We start from the raw sequence: 26,073 nt of genomic DNA on the forward strand, positions 1-26,073 counted from the left end.
CCACCCCCGCCCAAGCCGGTCCAGCATCCCGGCGCCGTCAGCTGCAGGTCCCCGCCCCCGGCTCACCCTGCCTCCGCCCCTGACGGCCTCCCCCTCCCCCTTGCTCCACCAGCAGCCGCGACCCCGTCAGCCGTTCGCCGAACACATCGTCCGGGTTGGACAGCACGCACGTGTCCAGGGAGAGGCAGCCGCAACCGATGCAGTCGGTCAAGTGGTCGCGGAGGCGGTTCAGTTGCTTGATGCGCTCCTCCAGCTCCGAGCGCCAGGCCTCCGACAGGCGCGCCCAGTCCTCATGGGTGGGCGTGCGCTCCTCGGGGAGTTCGGCGAGGGCCTCGCGGATCGTGGCCAGGGGGATGCCGACGCGTTGCGCGGCCCGCACGAAGGCGACCCGGCGGAGGGTGTCACGGGTGTAGCGCCGCTGGTTGCCGGAGGTGCGGCGACTGCTGATCAGGCCCTTGGACTCGTAGAAGTGCAGGGCGGAGACGGCGGCGCCGCTACGCGCCGACAGCTGGCCGACGGTCAGCTCGTGGATCTTCTCGGGGATCTGGGGCACCCCTCAGAGCCTACCTACCGCGTCGGACACCCGTTCCGTTGACATGAGCCCCGACCCCGACCATGCTAAGCAGTCGCTTAGATGTGCGGAACTGCGACACGAGAGGCCGGGACATGGCAGAGCCGAGGATCTTCACGTCCGTCGACGACCTGAAGGCGGCGGTGGGCGAGCAGCTGGGGTACACCGACTGGCTGGAGATCGACCAGAAGCGGATCGACCTGTTCGCCGAGGCCACCGGCGATCATCAGTGGATCCACATCGACCCGGAGAAGGCCGCCGCCGGCCCCTTCGGCACCACCATCGCCCACGGGTACCTCACGTTGTCGCTCCTGCCGCTCTTCGGACCCCAGCTGATCAAGGTCGAGGGCGTGAAGATGGGCGTCAACTACGGCACCAACAAGGTCCGTTTCCCCTCGCCCGTGCCCGTCGGCTCGCGGTTGCGCGCCACCGCGAAGATCAGCAACGTCGAGGACGTGCCCGGCGGCGCCCAGTTGACCGTCGCCTACACCCTGGAGCGCGAGGGCGGGGACAAGCCGGTCTGTGTGGCCGAGTCGGTGGCCCGCTTCTACGTCTGAGCGGCCCGGAGGCTACTTCGCCCCCACCATCCGCAGGACGAGGTCGGCGTAGAGCGCGCCGACCTCGTCGGGCGTCCAAGGACCGTCGACACTGAACCAGCGGGCCACGTCGATGCAGAGGGAGAGCACGGCGAGGGTGGTCCCCTTGACGTCCAGGACGTCGAACTCGCCCGCCGCCACACCGTCCTCGATGATCCCGCGCACCTCGGCGTCACACTGCCGGCGCAGTGCGAGGATCTCGGCGCGGGCGTCCGGGCCGAGCGAGTCCAGCTCGTACTGCACGACCCGGGCAGTCGTGCGCCCGCCGGCGTGCCAGCGGACGAAGGAGCTCACCGCGTCGGCGAGCCGCTCGGCCGCCGTGCCCTCGCGGCGGGAGGCCGTACGCAGGATCTCGAGCGCCTTCTCGTGGCCGATCCTGCTGATGCGGTGGAGCAGCTCTTCCTTGGTTTTGTAGTGGATGTAGAGCGCGGCCGGGCTCATGCCGGCGCGGCCCGCGATGTCACGGGTCGTCGTGGCGTGGTAGCCGCGCTCGGCGAAGGCCTCCACGGCGGCGATCAGCAGCCGCCGGGCCGCGTCGGGCGTGACCTCACCCCACGCCGACGTCTCTCCGCCGGCCGTCTCCTCCGCCGTACTCATCGCTCACTCGCCCCTCTCGCTGACAGAGGAACCACCATACCGCCGAAGGTGAGCGGGCGCTTAGCGTGGCCGTTCGGAGCTTTCAGGGCTTTCAGAGCTTTTCGAAGGGATCGTGTTCCGACAGGAGCTTCTCCAGCCGCGCCTGGTCCACCCGGCTCACGATCTGTCCGGCCTCCTGGCGGTCCCGGATCACTTTCGCGAGCGTGAACGCCGAGGTCACCAGGTAGAGGACCGCGATCGCGAGAAAGCCCCGCACCCAGGCGTCGGCGTTCAACCGGAAGATACCGATCGCGGTGGCGGCCATGGCGATGGCGAAGGAGGCCACGGCCTGACCGTAGAACGCCGCCGTGCTCTGTTGCTTGACCGGTGTGTCACTCATGGAGAACAGGGTCGGCGACGGTGACACCGGCCACATCCGCTGAAGTACTCAGCAAGGTACTCAGAACGCCGAAACCCCCGTCAGCGCCCGCCCGATGACCAGCTTCTGGATCTGGCTCGTGCCCTCGTAGAGGGTCATCACGCGGGCGTCGCGCAGCAGCTTGCCCGCCGGGTACTCGTCGATGTAGCCGTAGCCGCCGAAGACCTGGAGGGCGTTGTTGGCGGCGCGCACGGCAGCTTCGGAGGCGAAGAGCTTGGCCTTGGAGGACTCGACGGTGAACGGCTGCCCCCGGTCGATCAGGTCGGCGACCCGCCAGGTCAGCAGCCGGGCCGCGTCCACGTCCACGGCGATGTCGCTGAGCAGCTCCTGGACCAGCTGGTGGTGGGCGATGGTCCGGCCGAACTGCTCGCGTTCACCGGCGTATCGGACGGCCGCGTCCAGGGCGGCCTGGGCTATGCCGACGCACCCCGCGGCGACCGACATCCGCCCCTTGGCCAGGGCCGACATGGCGACCGAGAAGCCCTTGCCCTCCTCCCCCAGCATGGCCTCGGCGGGCACCCGCGCGTCCTCCAACACCAGCTCGGCGGTGGCCTGGCCGCGCAGGCCGAGCTTGCCGTGGATGGTGCGGCGGGTCAGGCCTGGGGTGTCGGTGGGGACCAGGAAGGCGGAGACGCCCTTGTGGCCCGGTGCGTCGGTGGAGCGGGCGAAGAGCAGGACGACGTCGGCCCAGGTGCCGTTCGTGATGAACATCTTGGTGCCGCTGATGACGTAGTCGTCGCCGTCGCGGACCGCGCGCGTGGTGAGGTTGCCCGCGTCGGATCCGGTGCCGGGTTCGGTGAGGCCGAAGCAGCCGACGTAGTCGCCGGCGGTGAGCCCCGGCAGCCACTGCCGCTTCTGCTCCTCACTCCCCCAGGCGGCGATGGTCTTGGCGACCAGGCCCAGGGAGACGGACACGATGCCGCGCACGGACGAGTCGCCGCGGCCGAGTTCCTCGGTCACCAGGCAGTACGCGAGATGGTCGCCGCCCGAGCCGCCGTACTCCTCGTCGATCGTCAGACCCAGGAAGCCGACCTCGCCGAGCTTCTTCACGACTGCGCGGTCGACCTCCTCGGCGCGGTCCCAGGCGATGACATTCGGGGCGATCTCGCGCTCCACGAAGTCCCGGGCGAGCCGCCGGACGGCGGTCTGCTCCTCGCTGAGCTCCAGGTTCATACCGAAGTCACCCCACAGACGGTGGAATCACCACCACACTTGAAAGCCGTACATTTAAATTAGCACTGCTAGTTTCCGTTCGGCAGCCCTACTATGTGCGCCATGGCCCGACCGCGCAAGCCCCTCCTCAGCTACGACCGGATCGTCGAGACGGCTCGCGAACTCGTGGACGCGGAGGGCCTCGCAGCCGTCTCCACGCGCCGGCTCGCCGCCGAACTGGGCGTGAGCGGCCCGTCCCTCTACAACCACTTCCGCACGAAGGACCAGATCCTGGAGGCGGTCGCCGACTCGGTCAGCGCCCAGGTCGACCTGTCGATGTTCGAGGACGGCCGGGACTGGCGGACCGCGCTGCACGACTGGGCCGTCTCCTACCGGGCCGCCCTGCGCGACCACCCGAACGTCGTCCCGGTCCTCGCCCAGGGCCCCGGCCGCCGCCCCGCCGGACTCCGCCTCGCGGACGCCGTCTACGGCGCGATGGTCGCCGCGGGCTGGCCGCCGGCGCAGGCCACGTCCATCGGCGCGCTGATGCGGTACTTCATCATGGGCTCGGCGCTCGGCTCGTTCGCCGGGGGCTTCGTGGACGACGCGAGCGCGTACGACCCCGCCGACTACCCCCACCTCGGGCAGGCCCATCTTCTCGCCGAGCAGCAGGAGAAGATCGACGAACGGGCCTTCGAGACTGGCCTCACGGCGCTGCTGGACGGCCTCGCGCGACAGTACGAGCAGGTCGGGCGGCCCACCTAGCCACAGTTCGGCGGCCACCGAAATGTCCGTGCCGCATGCTGGGACGCATGACCACCAGGGACCCCCAGGCACCGCAGCTGGCCCGGCTCGCCGGACTCATCGCCGACGAGACCCGGGCGGCCTGTCTGCTGGCACTGCTCGACGGGCGGGCGTGGACCGCCGGTGAGCTGGCGCGGCACGCCGGGGTCGCGGCGTCGACGCTGAGCGAGCATCTGAGCAAGCTCGTCGCGGGCGGGCTGCTCGCCGAGGAGCGGCAGGGGCGGCACCGGTATGTGCGGCTGGCCGACGCGCGCGTGGCGCAGCTGGTGGAGGACCTCGCCGCGCAGGTGTCGCCGACTGCCGACGTACGGCCGCGGAACCTGCGCGAGTCCAGTGCCGGGTCTGCCATGGCGCGCGGCCGCACCTGCTACGACCATCTCGCCGGACGGCTCGGCATCGCGGTCACGGACGCGTTGACCTCGCGGGGGCTGCTGCGGCAGGACACGGGGTTCGCGTTGACGGACGCGGGGCTCGGCTGGTTCGACAGTGCCGGCATCCCCCTCAACCGCACCGGCCGCCGCCCCTTGGCCCGCGCCTGCCTCGACTGGACCGAACGCCGCCCCCATCTCGCGGGGGTAGCGGGGGCGGCCCTGTGCCGGCATGCGCTGGAGGTGGGGTGGTGTGTGCGGATCGGGTCGGAGCGGGCCGTGAAGGTGACTCCGTCGGGGGAGCGGGCGCTTCGGGAGCTGCTTGGCATCGAAGCGGGGGCATTGCGGTGAGCTGGGCGGCCAAGGGGGTGGGGGCCGTGTGGTGCGCCGGGTGCGGCTGTGCGGGGGCTGGTCGCCCCCACGCGGCGGTAGCCGCAGATTCAACACAGCCCCGCGCCCCTGGTTGGCGGCAGTAGACGCCGCTTTGACAGATGCCGCGCCTCTCAGATCCGCACGCCCCACCCCTGCGTCCGAAATCCGCAAGCCCTCGGTCCCTCTCCCCTCCTAGCCTCTGGAGCATGATGAACGTCTCCCCCGCCCGCCGCACCGAGCTACTCGCCGCCGGTGCCGCCACCGTCACCGTCGTGTTGTGGGCCTCCGCCTTCGTCTCCATCCGCAGTGCGGGTGAGGAGTACTCGCCGGGCGCGCTGGCGCTGGGGCGGCTGCTCGTAGGTGCCCTGGTGCTCGGGGTGATCTGTCTCGTCCGGCGAGAGGGGGTGCCTCCGCGGGCGGCCTGGCCCGGGATCGCGATATCGGGACTGCTGTGGTTCGGCTTCTACAGCGTCGTGCTGAACTGGGGCGAGCAGCAGGTGGACGCCGGTACGGCGGCGCTCGTCGTGAACATCGGGCCGATCCTCATCGCGCTGCTGGGCGCCCGGCTGCTCGGTGACCCGATGCCGCCGCGGCTGCTGGCGGGGATGGCGGTGTCGTTCGCCGGTGCGGTGACCGTGGGTCTGTCGATGTCGGGCGGAGGCGGGTCCTCGGTGCTCGGGGTGGTGCTGTGCCTGCTCGCCGCGGTCGGGTACGCGGGCGGCGTGGTGGCGCAGAAGCCGGCGCTCGGCCAGGCGAGCCCGCTCCAAGTGACGACGTTCGGGTGCCTGGTCGGCGCGGTCGTCTGCCTGCCGTTCAGCGGGCAGCTCGTCGACGACGTGGCCGACGCCTCCCTCTCCGCGACCCTCAACCTGGTCTATCTGGGCGTCTTCTCGCTGGCGCTCGCCTTCACGACCTGGGCGTACGCCCTGGCCCGCACGACCGCCAGCCGGATGGGCGCGACCACCTACGCGGTCCCCGCGCTTGTCGTGCTGATGTCCTGGCTGGCGCTGGGCGAGGTGCCGGGGCTGCTCACCCTGGCGGGCGGGGCGCTGTGCCTGGCCGGGGTCGCCGTGTCACGGTCCCGGACGCGGGCGGCTCGGGTCGTGGCGGTGGCACCACAACCCGAGCAGACCCGGGAGTCAGCGTGAACGCGCCCTGTCCGCAAGGACCTTGATGGACAGCAGGGCGATCACCGACAGGCCGATGATGTAGCCGGACACCGCCATCGAGGTGCCGGTGGCTTCCAGCAGCAGCACCATGACGAACGGGGCGAGGCCGCCGCCGAGGACGGCCGCGATCTGGTAGCCGAGGGAGGCGCCCGTGTAGCGCATCTCGGGCGTGAACAACTCGGCGAACAGGGCCGCCTGAGGGCCGTACATGATGCTGAGGAAACAGCTGGCGACGAACGTGCCGACCGCCAGCCACAGCAGCGACCCGGTGTCGATCAGCAGGAACAGCGGTACGGCCCACAGGCCGATGCCGGCCGCGCCGAGCGCGTAGATGCGGATACGGCCGATCTTGTCCGAGAGCGCGGCGGCGGCCGGGATCAGGATCAGCTGGGTGAGGCTGATGCAGAGCGAGACGGTGAGGACGGCGCTCTTCTTCATGCCGAGCTCGCGGGTCGTGTAGTCCAGCACGCCCGTGATGATGATGTAGAAGGTCGCGGTGTTCACGGCGAAGGAGCCGCCGGCGAGCAGGACCGTGCCGAGGTGGCCCTTCAGGATCGTGCGCAGCGGGGAGGACTGCTCGGCCTTCTCCTGCTCGGCCAGCTTCTTCTCCGCCTCCCGGAACTCGGGGGTCTCCTCGACGCGTGTGTGGATGTACCAGGCGAGCACGAGGACGAGCAGGCCGACGAGGAACGGCACGCGCCAGGCCCAGGCCGCGAACTGGGAGTCGGTGGTGAAGGCTCCGGCGAGCAGGAACACCGTGTTGGCGGTCACCACGCCGATGGGGACGCCGAGCTGGACGAAGCTGCCGTAGATGCCGCGCTTGCCCTCGGGGGCGTACTCGGTGGCCATCAGCATCGCGCCGCCCCACTGGGCGCCGACGGCGATGCCCTGCAGCACGCGGAAGAGGACCAGCAGGATCGGGGCGGCGACGCCGATCGTGTCGTACGTCGGGAGCAGGCCGATGCCCGTGGTGGCGATGCCCATCAGGGTGAGCGCGAGGACCAGCATCGGCTTGCGGCCACGCTTGTCACCGAGCTGGCCTGCGACGATGCCGCCGAGAGGGCGGGCCAGGAAGCCGACGGCGAAGGTGGCGAAGGCGGCGAGCACGCCGGCGGTCGAGCTGCCGGCGGGGAAGTAGAGATCGCCGAGGACGAGAGCGGCGGCGATGCCGAAGACGAAGTAGTCGTACCACTCGACCGCGGAAGCCAGAGCCGCGGCGGTGGCGACGCGGCGGCGGTTGGCAGAGGGCGGAACAGTCGAGGTGGGAGCGGGGGGAGCGGAAGGGGACGTGTCCATGCGTGCACACTCCGGTGGGTGCGGTGGGGACGTTCCCGGGAACATACTGACTGGACGGTATGCGGTCAACGGGTGTGCGCGAAGGTTGCCCGGAGCACCTGAGCGCTCCGGGCAACCATGGGTCTCAGAACACCACCAGCGCCCTGCCGCCCTTCCCCGCCAGCATGTTCTCGAACGCCGCCGGGATGCCCTCCAGGGCGATCCGCTCCGTCACCAGCGCGCCCAGGTCCAGGCGGCCCGCGCGGACGTGCTCGGCCAGTACCGGCAGGTCACGGGCCGGGTCGGAGTTGCCGTAGACGCAGCCGGAGAGGGTGCGGCCCCAGTGGAAGATCTCCAGGGCGTTGAAGGTGACCTGCTGGTCCTTGCCGCCGATGCCGACGACCGTGGTGCGGCCGCCCCGGCGGGTGGAGTCCCAGGCCGTGCGGATCGTGCTCGCGCGGCCCACGCACTCGACGGCCACGTCGACGCCCTGCTTGCCGGTGAGGGCGCGGATCTCGCGGGCCGTGTTCTCGGAGGCGACGACGTAGTCCGTGGCGCCCGCCGCCCGGGCCAGCTCCTCCTTCTCCGGGGAGACATCGACCGCGACGATCTTCGCCGCGTCCGCGATCCTGGCAGCCTGCAGTGCGGCGAGGCCCACTCCCCCGACGCCGTACACCGCGACCGTCTCGCCCGGCTGGACCCGCGCCGAGTGGTGCACGGCGCCGTAGCCGGTGAGGACGGCGCAGCCCAGCAGGGCGGCGTCGGTGAGCGGGACACCGTCCGGGAGCGGCAGGAGGCAGCCCGCCGACACGACCGTCTCCTCGGCGAACGCCGCGACGTTCAGGCCGGGGTGGAGGTCGGTGCCGTCGGCGGTGCGGGCGTAGACGTCGGCCGCGCCGTTCAGCGCGTTGGCGCACAGCCAGACCTCGCCGAGCGAGCAGGCGTGGCAGCTGCCGCAGGACGGGGCCCAGTTGAGGACCACCGCGTCGCCCGGCGCGACGTGGGTGACGCCCTCGCCCACGGCCAGGACCGTGCCGGCGCCCTCGTGACCGAGGACCGCGGGGACCGGGACGCGCATGGTGCCGTTGGACAAGGACAGGTCGGAGTGACAGACGCCGGCGGCGGCGAGACGGACGCGGACCTGGCCGGGGCCCGGGTCCGGGAGGTCGATCTCGGTGATCTCCAGGGGAGCGCCCACTGCGGGCAGGACTGCTGCGCGAACCACGTGAAGACTCCTCAGAACTGGAGGGACTTGGTCTGGAGGTACTCGGCCAGGCCGTGCGTGCCGAGTTCGCGGCCGACGCCCGACTGCTTGTAGCCGCCGAAGGGAGCGAGCGGGTTGAAGCGGCCGCCGTTGATGTCGACCTGCCCGGTGTCCATACGGCGCGCGAAGGCCACCGCCTCCGCCTCCTCGCCCGCCCAGACGGCGCCCGAGAGGCCGTAGACCGTGCCGTTGGCGATCCGCAGGGCGTCCTCTTCGTCCTCGTACTTCAGGATCGACAGGACCGGGCCGAAGATCTCCTCCTGCGCGATGGTCATCTCGGGCGTCACGTCGGCGAAGACGGTCGGGCTGACGAAGCAGCCCTGCTCGCGCGGCGCTTCGGGGCCACCCGCGACCAGCCGTGCCCCCTCGGCCACGCCCTTCTCGATGTAGCCGAGCACCCGCTCCTGCTGCTTGGCGCTCACCACCGGCCCGATGCGTTCGCCGTACTTCGCGGCGGCGTCCGCGGCCAGCTCCACGGCCTCGTCGTACTGGTCCCGGTGCACCAGCATCCGCGTCCAGGCGCTGCACGTCTGTCCGGAGTTGGACATGACGTTGGCGACGCCGACGTTGACCGCCTTGGCCAGGTCGGCGCTCGGGAGGATGACGTTGGCGGACTTGCCGCCGAGCTCCAGGGCGACCTTCTTGATCGCCGCGCCCGCCACCGTGGCGATCTGCCGGCCGACGGCCGTGGAGCCGGTGAAGGAGACCAGGTCGACGTCCGGGTGCTCGGCGAGCGCCTGGCCGGCGACCGGGCCGCGGCCGGTGACCAGGTTGAAGACGCCCGCGGGTACCCCGGCCTCGTGCACCGCCTCGGCGAAGAGCTGGGCGACCAGCGGGGTGTCCTCGGCGGGCTTCAGCACGACCGTGCAGCCGGCGGCCAGCGCCGGGGCGGCCTTGGCCACGACCTGGTGCAGCGGGTAGTTCCAGGGCGTGATGGCGCCGACCACACCGATGGGCTCGTGGTACACGGTCGAGTTGCCGACCTTCTCCTCGAAGGCGTACGTCGCCGCCAGCTCGGCGTACGACCCCGCGACCGCGATCGGCACGCCCGCGTGCACGCCCTGCGAGAACTTCAGCGGCGAGCCGAGTTCGGCGGTGACCGTCTCGGCGATCTCGTCCTTGCGGGCCTCCAGGACGTCCCGGAGGGCGGCCAGCCGCGCGGCCCGTTCGGCGGGCGGGGTCGCGGCCCAGCCCGGGAGGGCGGCGCGGGCGGCCCGTACGGCGGTGTCGACGTCCTCGGCGGTGCCGGCCGGGACCCGGCCGACGACCTGCCCGTCGGCCGGGTTGACCACCTCGATCACGTCCCGGCCCGCGGCGGGGCGCCAGGCGCCGTCGATGTACATGCCGTCGTGTGCCTTCATTGCGCTTCCTCCAGGGCGGGCTGCCTCGTCGTCCGAACTCATAAACTAGCGGCGTTAGTTTTTATGCGCCAGCATGTGTCGACATGCGGCTGTGCCGCGCGGCCCATGACATCAGAAGTCGACGCGCGCCTCGTCGTCCACCCTCCCCACCGCCTCCTGGCCGAAGGCCTTCTCGTAGGCACGACGGATCTCCTCGATCTTGCGGTCGCTGCTCTGCGCCCCCGCCCGCGGGTAGAGCAGGATCAGCTCGTACGACCGCTCCTTCTCGATCGTGCCGCTCGCGTCCCGCCACTGTCCGCGCCCGGCCTGGATCGTGAGCCCGTCCGGGAAGTCGGGCGTGACCTCCTTGTCGACGAACGCCATGAACTGCTGGTCGGTGACGGCCGGGCCGCCGTCGGGGCGCGCGGTGCCGAAGAACAGCTGCGTCTCGATGTACGGCTCCCCCCGCAGCGGCGCGGAGGACGCGGCCGGCGCCGCGGTGGCGCCGTCGTCGAGGGTGGCGTACGCGGTCGGGGCGCCGACGGCCAGCAGGAGGCCAACGGCGGCGAGGACGGCCCGGGTTCGAGTGAAGTGCACATTCATGGCCCATAACTAGCCATACCGGACGGACCTCACTCCTCCAGGTCGGGAAGCCTCGCCGGCGCCGGGCAGATGCGTTCGCCGTGCTGGTCGAAGACGAACAGGTGAGCGAGGTCGACGAGGAGAGGGACCTGCATGCCGTGGCGGAAGTCGATGTCGGGCGTGGTGCGGACGATGAGGTCGCCGGGGAGTCGGCCCTCGGGCGGCGCGGGCTCGGGAGCGGCGTCGCCCGGCTGGTCGAGGACCACCACCGGCCCGGCGCGCAGGGCTCCCGCGCGTTCCCGGAGGCGGTCCAGGACGGTGCCGTCCCGGCCGCCCGCACGGCGACGCCGCCTTGTGGGCCGGGCCGCGACGCGCGGCGCTTCGAGATCGGGTACGACCGCGGGGCGGGAGCCGGTGTTGAAGTGGACGAGGACCTCGTGCCCCTGGAACTCCACATGCTCGACCAGGCCGGTGATGTGCACCTCGCCGGGCCGGGCGGCGGCCGGCTTGGCGATCCGTACGGCCTCCGAGCGCAGGCCCACGATGACCTCGCGGCCCTGCTGGACGCGGAGCAACTGATGGTCCAAGGACAGGGGTTCGGGCAGGCGGAGGTACTGCTTGCCGAGGCTGATGGTCATGGCTCCGTCGAGCGGGGCACGAACGACGCCGCGCAGGAGGTTGATGCGCGGGGTGCCGATGAAGGCGGCGACGAAGACGTTGCGGGGCAGGGCGTAGACGGAGCGCGGGGCGCCGACCTGCTGGAGGACGCCGCCGCGCAGGACGGCGACCCGGTCGCCGAGCGACATCGCCTCGGCCTGGTCGTGGGTGACGTACACCGTGGTGACGCCCAGCTTCCGGGTGAGGCCGGAGATTTCGGCGCGCAGGTGGCCTCGGAGCTTGGCGTCGAGGTTGGACAGCGGCTCGTCCATCAGGAACGCGGTGGGGTGGCGGGCGATGGCCCGGCCCATGGCGACGCGCTGGCGTTCGCCGCCGGAGAGCTGGGCGGGGAAGCGGTCGAGGAGGTCCTCGATGCCCAGCATGCGGGCGGTGGCGTCCACCCGGGGGCGCGGGTCCGCGCCGGGTGCCTCGATGCGCAGCGGGAAGCCGATGTTGTCGCGGCTGGTCATGCTCGGGTAGAGGGCGAAGTTCTGGAAGACCATCGCCATGTGCCGGGCAGCGGGCAGCAGGTCGTTGGCGTACTCGCCGTCCAGCAGCAACTCGCCCTCGTCGATCTCCTCCAGGCCGGCGATCATTCTGAGGACGGTGGATTTGCCGCAGCCGGAGGGCCCGAGGAGGACGAGGAACTCGCCGGGCTCGATGTCCAGCGAGAGCCGGTCCACGACGCGGACTCCTCGCGTGTAGGCCTTGCTCACGTCGTGCAGAGAGATGGCGCGTGTCATGACTGCCGCCCCCGGGGGCTGTTCGGAGCGCCGCTGCTCCGTGTGTCCGAAAGCCTCGTGCGGGTCGTACGGGGCCCGTGAGTCACGGAAGTTAACGGAATGTGCCCGGCCGGGGAAGGGTCCGGTCATTTCGTGGCGGTCAGGTGGGCGAAGACCACCACGTTGCTCGTGTAACCCGTGCGTCGGCTGAACAGGCCACCGCAGGTGATCACGCGCAGTTCCGGGCGCCGGGTCGGGCCGTAGACCTCCTTGTCGGGGAAGCCCGCCTTGTCGTAGACCTTCACCCGGTCCACGGTGTAGACGGCGGTACGGCCGTCCGCGCGCCGCGCCTCGATCTGCTTGCCGCGCTTGACCGAGGCGAGTCCGGCGAACACGGCGGCGCCGGTCGTGGTGTCCCGGTGGCCGACCGCGATGGCGGTGCCGGGCTCGCCGGGTGTGGGGCCGCCCTCGTACCAGCCGACGATGTTCGGTTTGTCGATGGGCGGCGTCTCCAACTCCCGGTTCCCGTCGAGCCCGAGGCCCGTGATCGGGGCGTCGATGCCCAGGCTCGGGATGCGGACGGTCGTCGGCCGGGAGCGTGGCAGCGGGCGGGGTGGGCGCGTCGGCTCGGCCGGGGAGGCGGCGTGGGCCGGGCCTGCGGCCGCCAGGTTGCCGGAGCCGTGGGATCCTTCCGGCGCGGTCGGCGTGCCATGTCCGTCGCACCGCACCACCACCAGTACCAGGACGACCGTGAGCATGGCCGTCCTGGCAAGGCGGTAGGCGCGGGTCCGGTGCCAGGGCCTGCGTCTGCGCCTACGCGGCACCATCGGGCCGCCGGCGGGTCCTGCGGACGTACGCGGTGCCGCCGACGGCGACCAGGCCCACGGCGGCCGCGGCCGTCACCGGTGCGTACGCGGCCGCGGTGTCGACGAGGCCGCCACCGCCCGCGTGCACACCGCCCCTCGGGCCGTCGTGGTCGCCACGCCCCCATCCTTCGTTGTTGCCGTGGTCCTCGATGTGCCCGCGCGGACCGTGTGCCCCGTTGTGCCGGTCGTCGTGGCACCTGACGCGGAAGACCTTCTCCTTCGGCGGGTGGCCCGTCACGACCCAGGTGATCTTGTACTGCCCGTCCGCCAGCCCCAGCACATCGGTGTGACCGGCACCCCCTGCCAGCGCGATGGTGCCGGTGACGGTGGCGGCGGTGGGCAGCGGAGGCTGGGGCGTGATGGTGTACGCGATCGAGGCGAGGATGTCGAAGTTGACCGCGTCGAGGTAGAACCGGCAGACCACGGGGTCGTCCTTCGAGACCCCGTACGGCACTCCCTCGCGGTGGATCCTGATGTCGCCGTTCTCCCCTTGGGCCGACGCGGTCGGCGCCGCCACCCACGACGCGCCCGCCGCGGCGAGGGCGGTGAGGACGACTGTGGCGCCCGCGCGGGCGCGGAAGGTTCGTGAGGGTGTCAGGGTGGGCATGAACACGCTCCTCGGATTCAGACGATTTTCATACAAATCGCTCTTTCGCCTGACTCTCCTTCACGTGCACGGCGACTCGCCGCACTACGCCCGGCGCGTCGTCAGATACCACTCGTCCGGCGGAATCCGGAACGCTTCGGCCGCTCCCGCGCGTCCGTTCCGGACCCTTCGGGCCCCTCGGGCCGCCCCGGCGCCCGCAGCGCAATGCCCGCCGACAGCAGCAACAGCGCCCCCAGCATCACGAACGGCGCAGCCACACCCGCTACGCCGGCGACCAGACCGGCCGACGCCGGCGCGGCCACCTGGCCCAGGCGGTTGCCGGTCAGCCGCAGGGCGAGGGCGGTGGAGCGGGCGCCCTCGGGGGCCGCCTGGACGACCGTCGTCATGGACAGCGGCTGGCCGACGCCCAGGCAGAAGCCCAGCACCGCCAGCATCAGCGCCAGTGCCCACACCGGCACCGGCAGCGCGATCCCGGCGCACAGCAGGGCCGCCAGCAGACAGGTCACGGTCAGCAGCAGGGTCCGGCCGAGCAGCCGCAGCAGGGGCGTCAGGACCAGACGGCACGCGATGGTGGCCGCCGCGCGCAGGCTCAGCAGCAGGCCGATCACGGACGGGGCGATGCCCCGGTGCTCGCCGACCACCGGGAGGTAGGCGGTGAGGATGTCGGTCGCGGACAGCACGGCCAGGCTGATGAAGATACCGGCGGGCACGCCTCGGGTCCGCAGGATGCGCTGCACGGGGACCCGTTCGCCTTGCTCCTTGCGGGACTTGGCCGTCGTACGGCTCTCTATGCGCCACAGCGAGGTGAACGCGACCGCGCCGCCCGCGCCCGCCACCAGCAGGGCGAGGGCGCTGGTGCCCGCCATGTCCCGGCCGCCGATCAGCGCGCCCGCGGCGATCGGCCCGACCAGCTGGCCGAGGGAGGCACCGATGGTGAAGTGACCGAAGTTGCGGTCCTGTTCGTGCGGGGCGGACTGGCGGGCGACGAGCGACTGGGCGCCGATGACGAAGCAGAGGTGGCCGAGGCCCATCACACCGCTCCAGACGGCCATAGCCCAGAGGGAGTTCGCGAGGCCGCTCATCGCGCAGCCGCCGGATATGAGGACCACACCGACGGGCAGCAGCGGCGCACAGCGGCCGTGGTCGGTGCGGCGGCCCAGCGGGACGGCCGCGAACAACGGAAGCAGGGCGTACACACCCGCGATCACACCGATCGCCCGCTCGTCCGCGCCCAACGCCAGCGCCCGGTAGGAGACGGCGGGCCGGGCCATCGACACCGCCCCCTGCGCGAAGCTGAAGGCGATGACGAGGCGGAGCAGCCAGCCGCGATTCCCACCGGGCGCCATGAACGGGTCCTCCTGGAAAGGTACTTGCGGACCAGGTTGATTCAGACGGTTGGTTGAATCAGATGGTTGGTTGAATCAGATCGTTCGTTTGGTTCAGGCGGTTCAGATGATGCCGAAGAGCATGCCCGCCGCGAGGATGATCAGGCAGGTGAGCGCCGCCCACTTCACCACGAACTTGGTGTGGTCGCCGAACTCCACCTTGGCCATGCCGACCAGGACGTACACGGCCGGGACGAGCGGGCTCGACATGTGCAGCGGCTGGCCGACCAGGGAGGCACGGGCCATCTCCAGCGGGGAGACACCGTGGGCCGCGCCGGCCTCGGCGAGGACCGGGAGGACGCCGAAGTAGAAGCCGTCGTTCGACATGAAGTAGGTGAGCGGAAGGCTCAGCAGACCGGTGACCAGGGCCATGTGCGGGCCCATGCCCTCGGGGATGACGTCGACCATCCAGCGGGCCATGTGGTCGACCATGCCGGTGCCCTGAAGGACGCCGGTGAAGACGGCGGCGGCGAAGACCATGCCGGAGACGTTCAGGACGTTGTCGGCGTGGGCGGCGAGGCGGGCCTTCTGGTCCGGGATGTGCGGGAAGTTCACGGTGAGCACGAGCGCGGCGCCGAGGATGAACAGCACCGGAATCGGCAGCCACTCCATGATCATGGCGGTGAGCAGGGTGGCCGTGACCAGCGCGTTGAACCAGTACAGCTTGGGGCGCAGGGTGGCGCGGTTGGGGTCGAGGACCGTGAAGCGCTCCTCCTCGTCGTCCTCGGCGTCGGTGCCGGAGCCGGCGCCGCCGGAGGCCGCGGGGGTCTTCGAGTCACCGGAGCCGCCGGCACCCACGAGGACCGTCTCGGACTCCTTCTCCTCGACCTTCTCCTCCACCAGGACCTCGTCCAGCGTCAGCACGCCCAGGCGCTTACGCTCGCGCAGGCCGAGGAAGTACGAGAGGACGAAGACGCCCAGCAGGCCGACGGCGAGGGCCGGGATCATCGGGACGAAGATGTCGCTGGCGTCGAGCTTGAGTGCGGTGGCGGCGCGGGCGGTCGGGCCGCCCCACGGCAGGGTGTTCATCACGCCGTTGGCCATGGCGGCGACACCGGTCATCACGACCAGGCTCATCTTCAGGCGCTTGTACAGCGGGTACATCGCCGAGACCGTGATCATGAAGGTGGTCGAGCCGTCGCCGTCGAGCGAGACGATCGAGGCGAGGATCGCCGTACCGACGACGATCCGCATCGGGTCGGCCTTGGCGAACTTCAGGATCCCCCGAACGATCGGGTCGAAGAGGCCGACATCGATCATCACACCGAAGTAGACGATCGCGAACATGAGCATCGCCGCGGTGGGGGCGAGGCTGGTGACGCCGTCGATGACGTAGTCACCGAGCTTGGCGCCCTTTCCGACGAAGACGCAGAACAGTGCCGGAATCAGCACGAGCGCCGCGATCGGCGACATCTTCTTCATCATGATCAGGACCAGGAAGGTCGCGATCATGGCGAAGCCAAGGATGGTCAGCATGAGTGGATACCTAACGTTCGCCCTTGAACGACCCACCAGGGCCGGCGGTGGGACGACGTTAGGTCTCTTCAAACAGCGTTAACAAGACGTTGACATGCGAGCAATAAGCGCAAAACTCCAGGTCAGAGCTTTGCTCAGGTCAGAGCCGTGATCTTTTCGGCCACCGGGACCACTTCGACCGGCACCCCGTTGAGCACCGCGTTGCCCGACAGCGGGTCGAGCAGGCTGCCGTCGAGGAGCTGGTTGACGTTGACGCCGGGGTCGGCGGCGGCGTGGCTGAGGCGGGTGCCGGGGCGGTCGTGCCCCCAGCCGTGCGGCAGGCTCACCACGCCCGGGCGCACGCCGTCGGTGACCTCGGCGGGGGCGGTCACCTCTCCCCCGGCGCCCTTGAGGCGTACGGCCGCCCCGTCCCGTACGCCGAGCCGTTCGGCGTCCTCGGGGTGGATGTGCAGGGTGCAGCGGTTGGTGCCGCCGGTGAGGGCGGGCACGTTGTGCATCCAGCTGTTGTTGGAGCGCAGATGGCGGCGGCCCACCAGGACCAGCCCGTCGGGGCGGTCCCGCAGCGCCTCACGGAGGCGGGGCAGGTCGTCGGCGATGGGCTGCGGCAGCAGCTCGACCTTGCCGCTGACGGTCTTCAGCGGCTGCGGCAGCCGGGATGCGAGCGGTCCGAGGTCGATGCCGTGCGGATGGGCGAGCAGCTTCTGAAGGGTCAGCCCGTCCGGTCGTACGCCGAAGCCGTCGCCGTACGGGCCGAGGCGCAGCATCAGGTCGAGTCGCCGCTCGGGGCCGTTGACGCCGTCGAGCCGAGCGGCGAGTTCGCGCGGGTCCCGGCCGTGCACGGGTGAGTGCGGCTCCTTCACCGCCTTGCCGAGGGTCTGGTCGATGACCATCGCGTCGACGGCGGACGGGTCCGCGCCGTGCATGCCCGTGGCGGCCAGGATGAGCCGGGCCAGGATCTCGGTCTCGGGCATCCTGCCCGGCTCCAGCGGGACCGCGGGGCGGGTGTAGCGGACCTGGTTGCGCACGGCGAGGGTGTTGAAGGCGAAGTCGTGGTGCGGGCTCTGCGAGGGCGGGGGCGGCGGCAGCACGACGTCCGCGTGGCGCGAGGTCTCGTTGAGGTACGGGTCGACGCTGACCATGAAGTCGAGCGAGCCGAGGGCCTTGTCGAGGCGGTCGCCGTCGGGCGCCGACAGGACGGGGTTGGCGGCGATGGAGATGACGGCCCGGATCGGCTCGCCCTCGGTCGTTGCGGTGTCGATCTCCTCGGCCAGTGCGGAGAGCGGCAACTCACCCTTCGCCTCGGGGTGTTGCCCGACCCGGGAGCGCCAGCGCCCGAGCGCGAAGCCGTGGCCGGGTCCGGCGGGGCGCGGCGTCTTGTCGGTGGCTGCCTGCGGGAAGAGGGCGCCGCCGGGGCGGTCCAGGTTGCCGGTGAGGATGTTCAGTACGTCGACCAGCCAGCTGGCCAGCGTGCCGTGCGGGACGGTGCAGCTGCCGATGCGCCCGTAGACGGCGGCGGTGGGGGCGGCGGCGAGTTCGCGGGCGAGGGTGCGGATCGTGCCGGCGTCCACGTCGCAGGCGCCGGCGACGGCTTCGGGGGTGAAGTCCCGTACGGCGTCCCGGAGTTCGTCGAGCCCCTGGAGGTGCGGGGTCAGCTCCCGCGGATCGGCGAGCCCCTCCTCGAAGAGCGCGTAGGCCATCGCCGCGAGGAGCAAGGCATCCGTCCCGGGCCGGATCGCGATGTGCCGGTCGGCGAGTTTGGCGGTGCGGGTGCGGCGCGGGTCGATGACGGTGAGGGTGCCGCCGCGGGCCTTGAGGGCCTTCAGCTTGCCGGGGAAGTCGGGGGCGGTGCACAGGCTGCCGTTGGACTCCAGCGGGTTGGCGCCGATGAGGAGCAGATGGTCGGTGTGGTCCAGGTCCGGTACCGGGATCGCGTTGGCGTCGCCGTAGAGCAGGCCGCTGGAGACGTGCTTGGGCATCTGGTCGACCGTGGACGCGGTGAACAGGCTGCGGGTGCGCAGGCCGGCGAGCAGGACCGTCGGGTAGAGGGCGCCGGCCATGGTGTGCACGTTGGGGTTGCCGAGCACGATGCCCACCGAGTTCGGGCCGTACCGTTCGACGACCGGGCGGATACCGGCGGCGACCGCGTCGAAGGCCTCCTCCCAGGTGGCCTCGCGCAACTCGCCGTCCTTGCGCACGAGCGGGGTGCGCAGCCGGTCGGGGTCGCCGTCGACGGCACCGAAGGAGGCGCCCTTGGGGCAGATGAACCCCTTGCTGAACACGTCGTCGCGGTCACCGCGGGCACCGGTGACCTTCGTCCCCTCGATGGTGAGCGTCAGGCCGCAGGTGGCCTCGCACAGGGGGCAGATGCGCAGTGCGGTGCGGGACACGGGTCCTCCCGGGGTGGCGGCAGCGGTGACGCATGGACTCAGGCCGAGCATACCGACCGGTATGCATGGAGGGGAGTCCCCGGCGGGGACGAGGTCGGAAATTCGCGCACCGGCGGCCCGGAGGTCGCGACCGGACCTCTCCGCCGGGTACCCGCGTCAGTCCGGCAACGCGGGCACCCGCGTCAATCCAGCACCGTCCGGTACCCGCGTCAGTCCAGCACCCGCGCCAGATACGCCCGCAGCATCTCCCGAGCCTCCTCGATGACGCGCTCGTCACCCTCCGGCGCCACCCGGAAGGCGAGGTGGACCAGGGTGTCGGCGGTCTCGACCGCGATGAGGAAGATGCGGCGCAGGTCCTCGTCCGGTTCGCGGTCGAGGTAGCCGGAGAGCAGTTCGGTGAGGCGGTCGGCGACGCGGTGGTTGGGTTCGCTGCGGGTGCCGACCGGGATCTGGTTGCCGAAGTCGACGAGGGAGAAGCCGGGCGCGGTGCGCTTCATGGCGATGTACTCGTCGAGCACGGCGTCCATGGCCACCCGCCAGCCGCCGTCACCGGCCCCCTTCAGGCGCTCGGTGATGCGGGCGGTGTAGCGCTCGAGGTTGCGCTGGGCGAGGGCGTCGGCCATCTGGCGTTTGTTGCCGAAGAAGCGGTAGACCGAGCCGATGGGAACGCCGGCGCGCTGGGCGACGGCCCGCGTGCTCAGGTCGTCGTAGCCGACCTCGTCGAGGAGGTCGGCACAGGCGTCCAGGATCCTGGTGAGCCGTTCGGCGCTGCGCCGCTGCACAGGCGCCCGGCGAAGCGTTTCTGGGTGGGGCACGGTCTTCATGATGCCTTTCCGCCTCGGTCCGGTGAACCTCGACCCCCTGTACGGAGCCGGGTGCCCGGCGCACTCAGTGCCGAGCCCGCCTCGGTCGACGCCGTGGTGGAGGGGGTCGACGTCGGCAGCACGGTCGCCTCCGCCTCCGACGCCGTGATGTCGGCGGTGCGCTCGACGGGGTCGCCGTCCACCGCCCACACCGTGCCGTCGTCGGCGTACAGGCGGACGGTGACCTTGTGCGTACCGCGCGGGACGAGGTCGGCCGCGAGGCGGCACTCGGGGGTGCGGAGCCTGGCGATGAGACGGCCGTCCACATAGAGATACGCGAGCCCGCGACCGGCCACCGCCTGCGCCTTCGTACCGGCGGGCGAGAAGCGGAAGTGGCGAAGGGTCAGCCGCACGTCCCAGGCGCCCTCGTCCGGGTCCGGCTGGACCTCGATGCCGACCTCGGGCGCGTCGTCCTCGTCCACCTCGCGGTAGTGCCGCCCGCCGTCGTCGGTGTCGTCGAGGACCTTGCCCACCGGGGAGGGCGACGCGCCGCTCTCCCCCTGATTCCGGGCATCACTGGAGCCGCAGCCCACGGATCCGGTCAGCAGCAGGACACAGACCGCGGGCACGGCGAGCAGCCTCCGTGTCCACGACATGCCGGGAGACTAGAACACCCCTCCGACAGCCGGATCCCCCTGAAGTCTGGTCGGGGTCCGGTTCTCGTCGTACTTCCAGAGGAGGATCAGCGGAACTCTTGCGCTCACGAAACCGCAATCCTACGGTGAAGCATAGGAATCAGATCTCAAGGGAGCGATCATGAGCGGGGATGCACGGAAGACCGCGGAAGGGCTGACCTACCTTTCCGGTTTCGGCAACGAGCACAGCTCGGAGGCGGTGCCCGGCGCCCTTCCCGAGGGCCGCAACTCACCACAGCGCGCCCCGCTCGGCCTCTACGCCGAGCAGCTGAGCGGTTCGGCCTTCACCGAGCCGAGGGCCCACAACCGCCGCTCGTGGCTGTACCGCATCCGCCCGTCGGCCGCGCACCCGGCGTTCACCCGCACGGACAACGGCGCGATCCGTACGGCCCCCTTCACTCAGTCCGTGCCGGACCCGAACCGTCTGCGCTGGAACCCCCTGCCCGAGCCCGCACCCGGCACCGACTTCCTGGCCGGCCTGTGGACCCTGGGCGGCAACGGCGACGCGACCCAGCGCACCGGCATGGCCGTGCACCTGTATCACGCCGACTCCTCCATGGACCGCGTCTTCAGCGACGCCGACGGCGAGCTGCTGATCGTGCCGGAGCTCGGCGGACTGCTGCTGCGCACGGAATTCGGGCTGCTGCATGTGGAGCCGGGACATGTGGCGCTGGTTCCACGTGGGGTGCGCTTCCGTGTGGAGCTGTTGGATGCCTCAGCGCGCGGTTATGTGTGCGAGAACTATGGGGCGCCCTTCCACCTCCCCGACCTCGGCCCGATCGGCGCCAACGGCCTGGCGAACGCCCGCGACTTCCAGGCGCCGGTCGCCGCTTACGAGGACACCGAGGGCCCGGTGGAGGTGGTGAACAAGTTCTGCGGCAACCTCTGGACGGCCACCTACGACCACTCCCCCCTCGACGTGGTCGCCTGGCACGGCAACCATGTGCCGTACGTCTATGACCTGCGCCGTTTCAATGTGATCGGCACCATCTCGTACGACCATCCCGACCCGTCGATCTTCACGGTGCTGACGTCCCCGTCGGACACCCCGGGCCTGGCCGGCGTCGACTTCGTGGTCTTCGCGCCGCGCTGGCTGGTGGGTGAGGACACCTTCCGGCCGCCGTACTTCCACCGGAACGTGATGAGCGAGTACATGGGCCTCATCGAGGGCGCCTACGACGCGAAGACCGCCGGTCCTGGGGGCTTTGTGCCGGGCGGTGGTTCGCTGCACAACATGATGTCGGCGCACGGCCCGGACCAGGAGACGTTCGACAAGGCGAGCGCCGCCGAGCTGAAGCCGCAGAAGATCGATGACGGCCTTGCGTTCATGTTCGAGACCCGCTGGCCGGTGACGCTCACCCCGCAGGCGGCAGGCGCGGAGCACCTGCAACAGCGCTACGACGACGTCTGGCAGGGCCTGGAGCGCCACTTCCGCCCCTTGCAGTAGAGATCCCCGACCGGTACGGATGGGCCCGTGACCTCCTTCGCCCCGGACTCGATCGTCCTGAACCGCAAGCTGCCGCTCTGGTACCAGGTGTCGCAGTCGCTGCGCGCCTCGATACTGGGCCGCCGGCCCCAGGACCCGCTGCGGCTGCCCACCGAGGAGCAGTTGGCCGAGCACTACGGCGTGAGCGTGCTGACCATGCGGCAGGCGCTGAAGGAGCTGGAGGACGAGGGCCTGATCACCCGCCACCGCAGACGCGGCACCTTCATCGAGCCGGACGTCCGCCGGGGCACCCCCGTGCGGCTGCTCGGCTCGGTGGACGCGATCGTGGCCCAGCAGTCCGGCATGACGACCGAGCTGCTGGACCACGGCAAGGCGCCGGTGCCGGCCGAACTCGCCGAGCACTTCCCGGACGTCGACGAGGTGGCGACGTACCACCGCCTGCGCAGCGACGAGAAGACCGGCGAGCCGACCAACCACGCCCGCAACTACGTCCGTCCCGAACTGGCCGCGCGTATCGACCTGGACGACCTGGCGCGCTGGCCGATGACCAAGGTGCTGCGGGACGTCGTCGGAGCGGACATCAGCCGCATCACGGACACGGTGGAGGCACGCCTCGCGGACCCGGAGACGGCGCGGTTGCTCCAAGTCCCGCTGCTGAGCCCGATCCTGCACTACACGGGCGTGACGTACGACACGGGCGGCCGGGTGCTGGACGCGGCGGTCATCCACTACCGGGGCGACCGCTTCTCCTTCACGGTGACCCTCGATGCCACCTGACCCATGTGACCCCGATGCCTGTCGGCGACACGTCGTACGATGCCCAGCGTGACGCACGACGACGCTCCGCTGCTGGCGGACCTCATGCCGTGGTCCGTCGCACCGCCGCGGCTCGGCCGGGGGTGGCCGACGGGACCCGACGCGGCGTCCCTGAAGGCCCGCTGGGACGCCTTTGTGAAGGCCGAGGGCCCGGACCGGGAGGCCCTGCTGGAGCCGACGCGCTCGCGCACGCTGCACTCGGCGGTCGGACAGCTGCCGGGCCAGTCCACCGGCACGGAGAAGCTGGTCCGCGCGACGGGCCCGTGTGCCGAGCCGGTACGCGTGCTGCCCGCCCCGTTCGACGAGCAGTGGCTGATCCCCGACCACCGCCTGATCGACGCGGCCCGCCCCGAGCTGTGGCGGGTGGCGGACGAGCACCAGGTCTTCGTCCTGCAGACGCCCGACTCTCCCTTGCTGGCGACCTCGCTGCTCCCACTGCTCCGCCCGGGCCGCATCCACCCCCTCTACCGCCGCCCCGGCGGCGAGGAACCCAATCTGGCCCCGGGTCTGCTGAAGCACCTCACGTCCCGGCTCGGCCACTCCCCCGCCCCGGTCGACGCCCTGGCCTGGATCCTGGCGGCCGCCCGCCCCGACCTCACCGTCCCGCTCACGGACGACCCCGAACTCTGGTCGCGCGGCGTCGAGTTGGGCCACCGCCTGCTGTGGCTCATGCGCCGCCACGGCGACCGCCCGAAGCTGCCCGGCGGCCGCCGCCCGTACGTGCGCGCCCCCCTCCCGGCCCGCCCGCTGACTCTCCACTACGACCGCGACGAGGAGGCCCTCCACCTCGACGACGGCCGCATCTCCCCCGTGCCCCCTCAGGCCTGGGACTTCGAGGTGAGCGGGGTGCGGGTCCTTCAGGAGTGGTTCACGGCCCGCACCGCCGAGCCGGAACCCGGCACGCTGGCGGCGATCCGCCCGCCGACCTGGCCGCAGACCTGGACGTCGGAGCTCCTGGAGCTGATCACGATCCTGGCGCTGCTCGCCGAACTGGGTCCGCAGCGCGAGGAGTTGAAGGTGACGGCTCCGATCACGACGGCGGAGTTGAGGAAGGCGGGCGTGCTCCCGGTGCCGGAAGCGGCACGCCGCCCGGCATCGGTCCTGGACCACCACGAGGAAGGCCCGGAGGGTCAGTTCGCGTTGCTCTAGTCCCTGGGCTCGAAGGCGTCCAGCATCCGGTTCAGCATCAACTCGAAGGCCCCCTCGAGATCGATCGGCCCCGGGTCCTCGGTGAACGCCGCGGCCAGCCTCGGATAGGCCCCCGTGGCCACCTGACTCCCGAAATAGGCGATCCGGACCGCGTTCTCCTGCTCCTGCGACCACGGCAGCGACCGCGTCCGCTCGGCGCCGGCCAGTTCGGTGGCGACGTACGACGTCACACAGCCGTTCAGCATCCCGACGAGCTGCATCTTCATGCCGTAGGGCGCCTGAAGCGGATCCAGGCAGGTCAGACAGTGCTCCAGGTAGCGCAGGGCGTTCGGGCTGAAGCCGTAGACCGGTGACATCAGCCGGGTCAGCCACGGGTGCCGGTGCATCAGCGCCCGGGTCTGCTGGGCGACGCGGCGCATGTCCGCCCGCCAGTCCCCGGCCGGCCCCCACAGCTCGTGCTCCGCGCTGACCGCGTCGACCATCAGCTCGTACAGGTCCTCCTTGCGGGGGACGTAGTTGTACAGCGACATCGTGCCGCACCCGAGCTCGCCGGCCACCCGCCGCATCGACACCGCGTCCAGCCCCTCGGCGTCGGCGATCCGCACCGCCGCCGCCGCGATGTCGGCACGGGTGTACGCCGGTCTCGGCCCCCGCCCGGTCCGCTCAGGCCGGGCCCAGATCACTCCGGGTTCAGCCGCCTTGCCCGCCATCGATCATCACCTCGACCACCATCCTAGTTACGTACACCGTACGTAGTGCGCTATGGTCGAGCCATGACTTCTACGTACGCTGTACTTAGTGAAGGTCTGGAGAGGCGGTTCGGCGAGGTCCACGCCCTGCGTGGACTGGACCTCGCGGTCGCGGAGGGGACGATCTGCGGGGTCCTCGGGCCGAACGGCGCGGGCAAGACCACGGCCGTACGCCTGCTGACGACGCTGCTGCGGCCGGACGCGGGCTCGGCGCGCATAGCCGGGCACGACCTGGTGCGGGAGGCGGCGGCGGTACGGCGCCGGATCGGCGTCACCGGGCAGTACGCGTCGGTCGACGGGGACCTCACCGGCCGCCAGAACCTCCGGCTGTTCGCCCGGCTGCACCGGGTGCGCGGGCCGGCCGGGCGGGCCGACGAGCTCCTGGACCGCTTCGGGCTGGCCGAGGCGGCCGACCGGGCGGTGTCCACGTACTCCGGCGGGATGCGGCGCCGCCTGGACCTGGCGGCGAGTCTCGTGCGCCGCCCGGACGTCCTGTTCCTCGACGAGCCGACCACCGGGCTCGACCCCGCCAGCCGCAACCAGATCTGGGACGCGGTGCGCGAGCTGACCGCCGACGGCACGACCGTACTGCTGACCACGCAGTACCTGGAGGAGGCCGACCGACTCGCCGACGACATCGCCCTCGTGGACCGCGGCCGGGTCGCGCACACGGGCTCACCGGCCCAGTTCAAGGCGCTGATCGGCGCGCATGTCGAAGTCGTCGTCACCGAGGCCGACGTGATGGTGAAGGCGGCGGCCGTACTGGATCAACTCACCGGCACCGAGCCGTCGTTCGACCACGACAGGCGCGCCGTCACCGCGGTGACCCGTGACAGCACGCTCACGCTCCCGCGTCTGGTGCGTGAACTCGACGCGGCGGGCGTGCCGTTGCTCGACGCGAGCCTCAAACCACCGACTCTCGACGATGTGTTCCTACGACTCACCCAGGAAGCCCAGGAAGCCCAGGAAGTCCAGGGGGCCCAGGAAGAGGAGCGTGCCGCATGAGCACCCTGGCGTACGACGGCGGCGCGATGCTGGGCCGGCAGCTGCGGCGGATCCGGAACAACCCGGGGCTGCTGATCCTGACCCAGACCATGCCGATCACCATGTTGCTGTTCTTCGGCTATGTCCTCGGCAGCGCGCTGGCGATGCCCGGCGCGCAGTACCGGTCCTTCCTGGTCCCCGGCCTGCTGGTGGCGACCGCGGCCAACGGGCTCATGACCGGCATGTTCCAGGCCGCCCAGGACACCCACCGCGGCGTGATGGACCGTTTCCGGACGCTGCCCATGAGCCGCGCCGCCGTGCCGCTGGGGCAGGCGGCCGCGGATCTGATCGTTACGGCCGCCGGGACCGTGCCGTTCCTGCTGGTCGGCCTCGCGGTGGGCTGGCGTGTCGAGGGGTCGGCGCTCGAAGCCGTAGGCGCGATCGGGCTGTTGCTGCTGTTCCGGTTCGCGATGGCGTGGGTCGGGATATTCCTGGGGCTGCTGACGCGCAATGAGGAGGCCGCCGGTCAGCTGGGCGGGGCGACCTTCATCCTGCCGCTGCTGTCCAACGCATACATTCCGACCGACGGCCTGCCGGGCTGGCTGCGCACGCTCGCCGAGTGGAACCCGATCAGCGCGGTCACCACGGCCCTGCGGGATCTCTTCGGCAATGCGCCCGTACCGGACGGTGCCGCTTGGCCGGTCGCCCATCCCGTCGCCGGGTCGCTCGCCTGGTGCGCCGTGCTGATCGCGGTGTTCGCGCCGCTCGCCGTGCGCAGGTACGCACACGGCGAGCGGTGACGATGAAGCCGGAAGACTGAGT

The 26,073-nt window shown here is 71.2% G+C and carries 26 protein-coding genes; 9 read left to right on the forward strand and 17 right to left on the reverse strand.

Going from position 1 to position 26,073, the window contains the following annotated elements:
- Positions 1–37 precede the first annotated feature (37 nt).
- Positions 38–553, reverse strand: a complete 516-nt coding sequence (gene soxR / locus EHO50_RS40410) for a redox-sensitive transcriptional activator SoxR (protein WP_128436846.1) — start codon at positions 551–553, stop codon at positions 38–40.
- Positions 554–666: 113 nt separating this feature from the next.
- Between soxR and EHO50_RS40415 the strand changes: the two genes are divergently transcribed.
- Positions 667–1,128: a MaoC family dehydratase gene (locus EHO50_RS40415; protein WP_128436847.1), complete on the forward strand. Its 462-nt coding sequence runs from the start codon at positions 667–669 to the stop codon at positions 1,126–1,128.
- A gap of 12 nt (positions 1,129–1,140) precedes the next feature.
- Here the strand turns inward: EHO50_RS40415 and EHO50_RS40420 are convergent, their stop codons facing one another.
- The 3 genes from EHO50_RS40420 to EHO50_RS40430 form a co-directional block, all read right to left on the reverse strand.
- Positions 1,141–1,764, reverse strand: a complete 624-nt coding sequence (locus tag EHO50_RS40420) for a TetR/AcrR family transcriptional regulator (protein ID WP_128436848.1) — start codon at positions 1,762–1,764, stop codon at positions 1,141–1,143.
- A gap of 91 nt (positions 1,765–1,855) precedes the next feature.
- Positions 1,856–2,143, reverse strand: a complete 288-nt coding sequence (locus EHO50_RS40425; RefSeq protein ID WP_128436849.1) for a YiaA/YiaB family inner membrane protein — start codon at positions 2,141–2,143, stop codon at positions 1,856–1,858.
- Positions 2,144–2,203: 60 nt separating this feature from the next.
- Positions 2,204–3,355 carry an acyl-CoA dehydrogenase family protein gene (locus EHO50_RS40430; RefSeq protein WP_128436850.1) on the reverse strand — a complete coding sequence of 384 codons (1,152 nt, stop codon included), beginning with the start codon at positions 3,353–3,355 and terminating at the stop codon, positions 2,204–2,206.
- Between the two features lie 102 nt (positions 3,356–3,457).
- Here EHO50_RS40430 and EHO50_RS40435 point away from each other — a divergent pair, with 102 nt between their 5' ends.
- The 3 genes from EHO50_RS40435 (at position 3,458) to EHO50_RS40450 (ending at position 6,026) form a co-directional block, all read left to right on the forward strand.
- A complete protein-coding gene (locus EHO50_RS40435; protein ID WP_128436851.1) occupies positions 3,458–4,099 on the forward strand; it encodes a TetR/AcrR family transcriptional regulator in 642 nt (213 codons plus the stop codon).
- Between the two features lie 47 nt (positions 4,100–4,146).
- Positions 4,147–4,857: an ArsR/SmtB family transcription factor gene (locus EHO50_RS40440; RefSeq protein WP_128436852.1), complete on the forward strand. Its 711-nt coding sequence runs from the start codon at positions 4,147–4,149 to the stop codon at positions 4,855–4,857.
- 227 nt (positions 4,858–5,084) lie between these two features.
- Positions 5,085–6,026, forward strand: coding sequence for a DMT family transporter (locus tag EHO50_RS40450; RefSeq protein ID WP_128436853.1), 942 nt, complete (start codon positions 5,085–5,087; stop codon positions 6,024–6,026).
- Here EHO50_RS40450 and EHO50_RS40455 read toward each other — a convergent pair.
- The 12 genes from EHO50_RS40455 to EHO50_RS40510 all read right to left on the reverse strand — a co-directional run bounded on the left by EHO50_RS40455 (position 6,018) and on the right by EHO50_RS40510 (position 20,067).
- Positions 6,018–7,343: an MFS transporter gene (locus EHO50_RS40455; protein ID WP_128436854.1), complete on the reverse strand. Its 1,326-nt coding sequence runs from the start codon at positions 7,341–7,343 to the stop codon at positions 6,018–6,020. The genes EHO50_RS40450 and EHO50_RS40455 overlap by 9 nt on opposite strands.
- 124 nt (positions 7,344–7,467) lie before the next feature.
- Positions 7,468–8,547 (reverse strand): Zn-dependent alcohol dehydrogenase, encoded by a 1,080-nt coding sequence (locus EHO50_RS40460; protein ID WP_128436855.1) that lies wholly within the window; start codon positions 8,545–8,547, stop codon positions 7,468–7,470.
- Between the two features lie 11 nt (positions 8,548–8,558).
- Positions 8,559–9,947 (reverse strand): aldehyde dehydrogenase family protein, encoded by a 1,389-nt coding sequence (locus EHO50_RS40465; RefSeq protein WP_128436856.1) that lies wholly within the window; start codon positions 9,945–9,947, stop codon positions 8,559–8,561.
- A gap of 111 nt (positions 9,948–10,058) precedes the next feature.
- Positions 10,059–10,529, reverse strand: coding sequence for a DUF3574 domain-containing protein (locus EHO50_RS40470; protein WP_128436857.1), 471 nt, complete (start codon positions 10,527–10,529; stop codon positions 10,059–10,061).
- 29 nt (positions 10,530–10,558) lie between these two features.
- Positions 10,559–11,908 carry an ABC transporter ATP-binding protein gene (locus EHO50_RS40475; RefSeq protein WP_128436858.1) on the reverse strand — a complete coding sequence of 450 codons (1,350 nt, stop codon included), beginning with the start codon at positions 11,906–11,908 and terminating at the stop codon, positions 10,559–10,561.
- 125 nt (positions 11,909–12,033) lie between these two features.
- Positions 12,034–12,714, reverse strand: a complete 681-nt coding sequence (locus EHO50_RS40480; RefSeq protein WP_128436859.1) for a class F sortase — start codon at positions 12,712–12,714, stop codon at positions 12,034–12,036.
- Entirely contained in the window at positions 12,701–13,360 is a 660-nt protein-coding gene (locus EHO50_RS40485) for a hypothetical protein (protein WP_128436860.1), read from the reverse strand. Before EHO50_RS40485 ends, EHO50_RS40480 begins: the two co-directional genes overlap by 14 nt.
- Positions 13,361–13,461: 101 nt before the next feature.
- Positions 13,462–14,706, reverse strand: coding sequence for an MFS transporter (locus tag EHO50_RS40490; protein WP_128436861.1), 1,245 nt, complete (start codon positions 14,704–14,706; stop codon positions 13,462–13,464).
- A gap of 102 nt (positions 14,707–14,808) precedes the next feature.
- Complete coding sequence (locus EHO50_RS40495) at positions 14,809–16,221, reverse strand: CitMHS family transporter (RefSeq protein ID WP_128436862.1); 1,413 nt, start codon at positions 16,219–16,221, stop codon at positions 14,809–14,811.
- A 134-nt stretch (positions 16,222–16,355) separates the two neighbouring features.
- Positions 16,356–18,608, reverse strand: a complete 2,253-nt coding sequence (locus EHO50_RS40500) for a molybdopterin oxidoreductase family protein (protein WP_128436863.1) — start codon at positions 18,606–18,608, stop codon at positions 16,356–16,358.
- A gap of 209 nt (positions 18,609–18,817) precedes the next feature.
- Positions 18,818–19,432 carry a TetR/AcrR family transcriptional regulator gene (locus EHO50_RS40505; protein WP_128436864.1) on the reverse strand — a complete coding sequence of 205 codons (615 nt, stop codon included), beginning with the start codon at positions 19,430–19,432 and terminating at the stop codon, positions 18,818–18,820.
- A complete protein-coding gene (locus EHO50_RS40510; RefSeq protein WP_128436865.1) occupies positions 19,429–20,067 on the reverse strand; it encodes a hypothetical protein in 639 nt (212 codons plus the stop codon). The genes EHO50_RS40505 and EHO50_RS40510 overlap by 4 nt, the downstream gene beginning before the upstream one ends.
- 160 nt (positions 20,068–20,227) lie before the next feature.
- On the opposite strand from EHO50_RS40510, the gene hmgA reads away from it, so the two are divergent.
- From hmgA to EHO50_RS40525, 3 genes are read left to right on the forward strand one after another with little or no spacing between them, the layout of a single operon-like run.
- Complete coding sequence (hmgA, locus tag EHO50_RS40515) at positions 20,228–21,553, forward strand: homogentisate 1,2-dioxygenase (protein ID WP_128436866.1); 1,326 nt, start codon at positions 20,228–20,230, stop codon at positions 21,551–21,553.
- A gap of 27 nt (positions 21,554–21,580) precedes the next feature.
- Positions 21,581–22,330, forward strand: a complete 750-nt coding sequence (locus EHO50_RS40520) for a GntR family transcriptional regulator (protein ID WP_128436867.1) — start codon at positions 21,581–21,583, stop codon at positions 22,328–22,330.
- 39 nt (positions 22,331–22,369) lie between these two features.
- On the forward strand, positions 22,370–23,518 hold the full coding sequence (locus EHO50_RS40525) for a type ISP restriction/modification enzyme (RefSeq protein ID WP_128436868.1): 1,149 nt from the start codon (positions 22,370–22,372) through the stop codon (positions 23,516–23,518).
- Here EHO50_RS40525 and EHO50_RS40530 read toward each other — a convergent pair.
- Complete coding sequence (locus EHO50_RS40530) at positions 23,515–24,228, reverse strand: TetR/AcrR family transcriptional regulator (protein WP_128436869.1); 714 nt, start codon at positions 24,226–24,228, stop codon at positions 23,515–23,517. The genes EHO50_RS40525 and EHO50_RS40530 overlap by 4 nt on opposite strands.
- Before the next feature lie 63 nt (positions 24,229–24,291).
- Between EHO50_RS40530 and EHO50_RS40535 the strand changes: the two genes are divergently transcribed.
- Together EHO50_RS40535 and EHO50_RS40540 are read left to right on the forward strand one after the other, a co-directional pair.
- Positions 24,292–25,272 carry an ATP-binding cassette domain-containing protein gene (locus EHO50_RS40535; RefSeq protein WP_128436870.1) on the forward strand — a complete coding sequence of 327 codons (981 nt, stop codon included), beginning with the start codon at positions 24,292–24,294 and terminating at the stop codon, positions 25,270–25,272.
- Positions 25,269–26,051 carry an ABC transporter permease gene (locus EHO50_RS40540; RefSeq protein ID WP_128436871.1) on the forward strand — a complete coding sequence of 261 codons (783 nt, stop codon included), beginning with the start codon at positions 25,269–25,271 and terminating at the stop codon, positions 26,049–26,051. The genes EHO50_RS40535 and EHO50_RS40540 overlap by 4 nt, the downstream gene beginning before the upstream one ends.
- Positions 26,052–26,073: the final 22 nt, after the last annotated feature.

Origin of the sequence: Streptomyces cyaneus (assembly GCF_004028635.1) — a bacterium.
Lineage (GTDB): Bacteria > Actinomycetota > Actinomycetes > Streptomycetales > Streptomycetaceae > Streptomyces > Streptomyces cyaneus.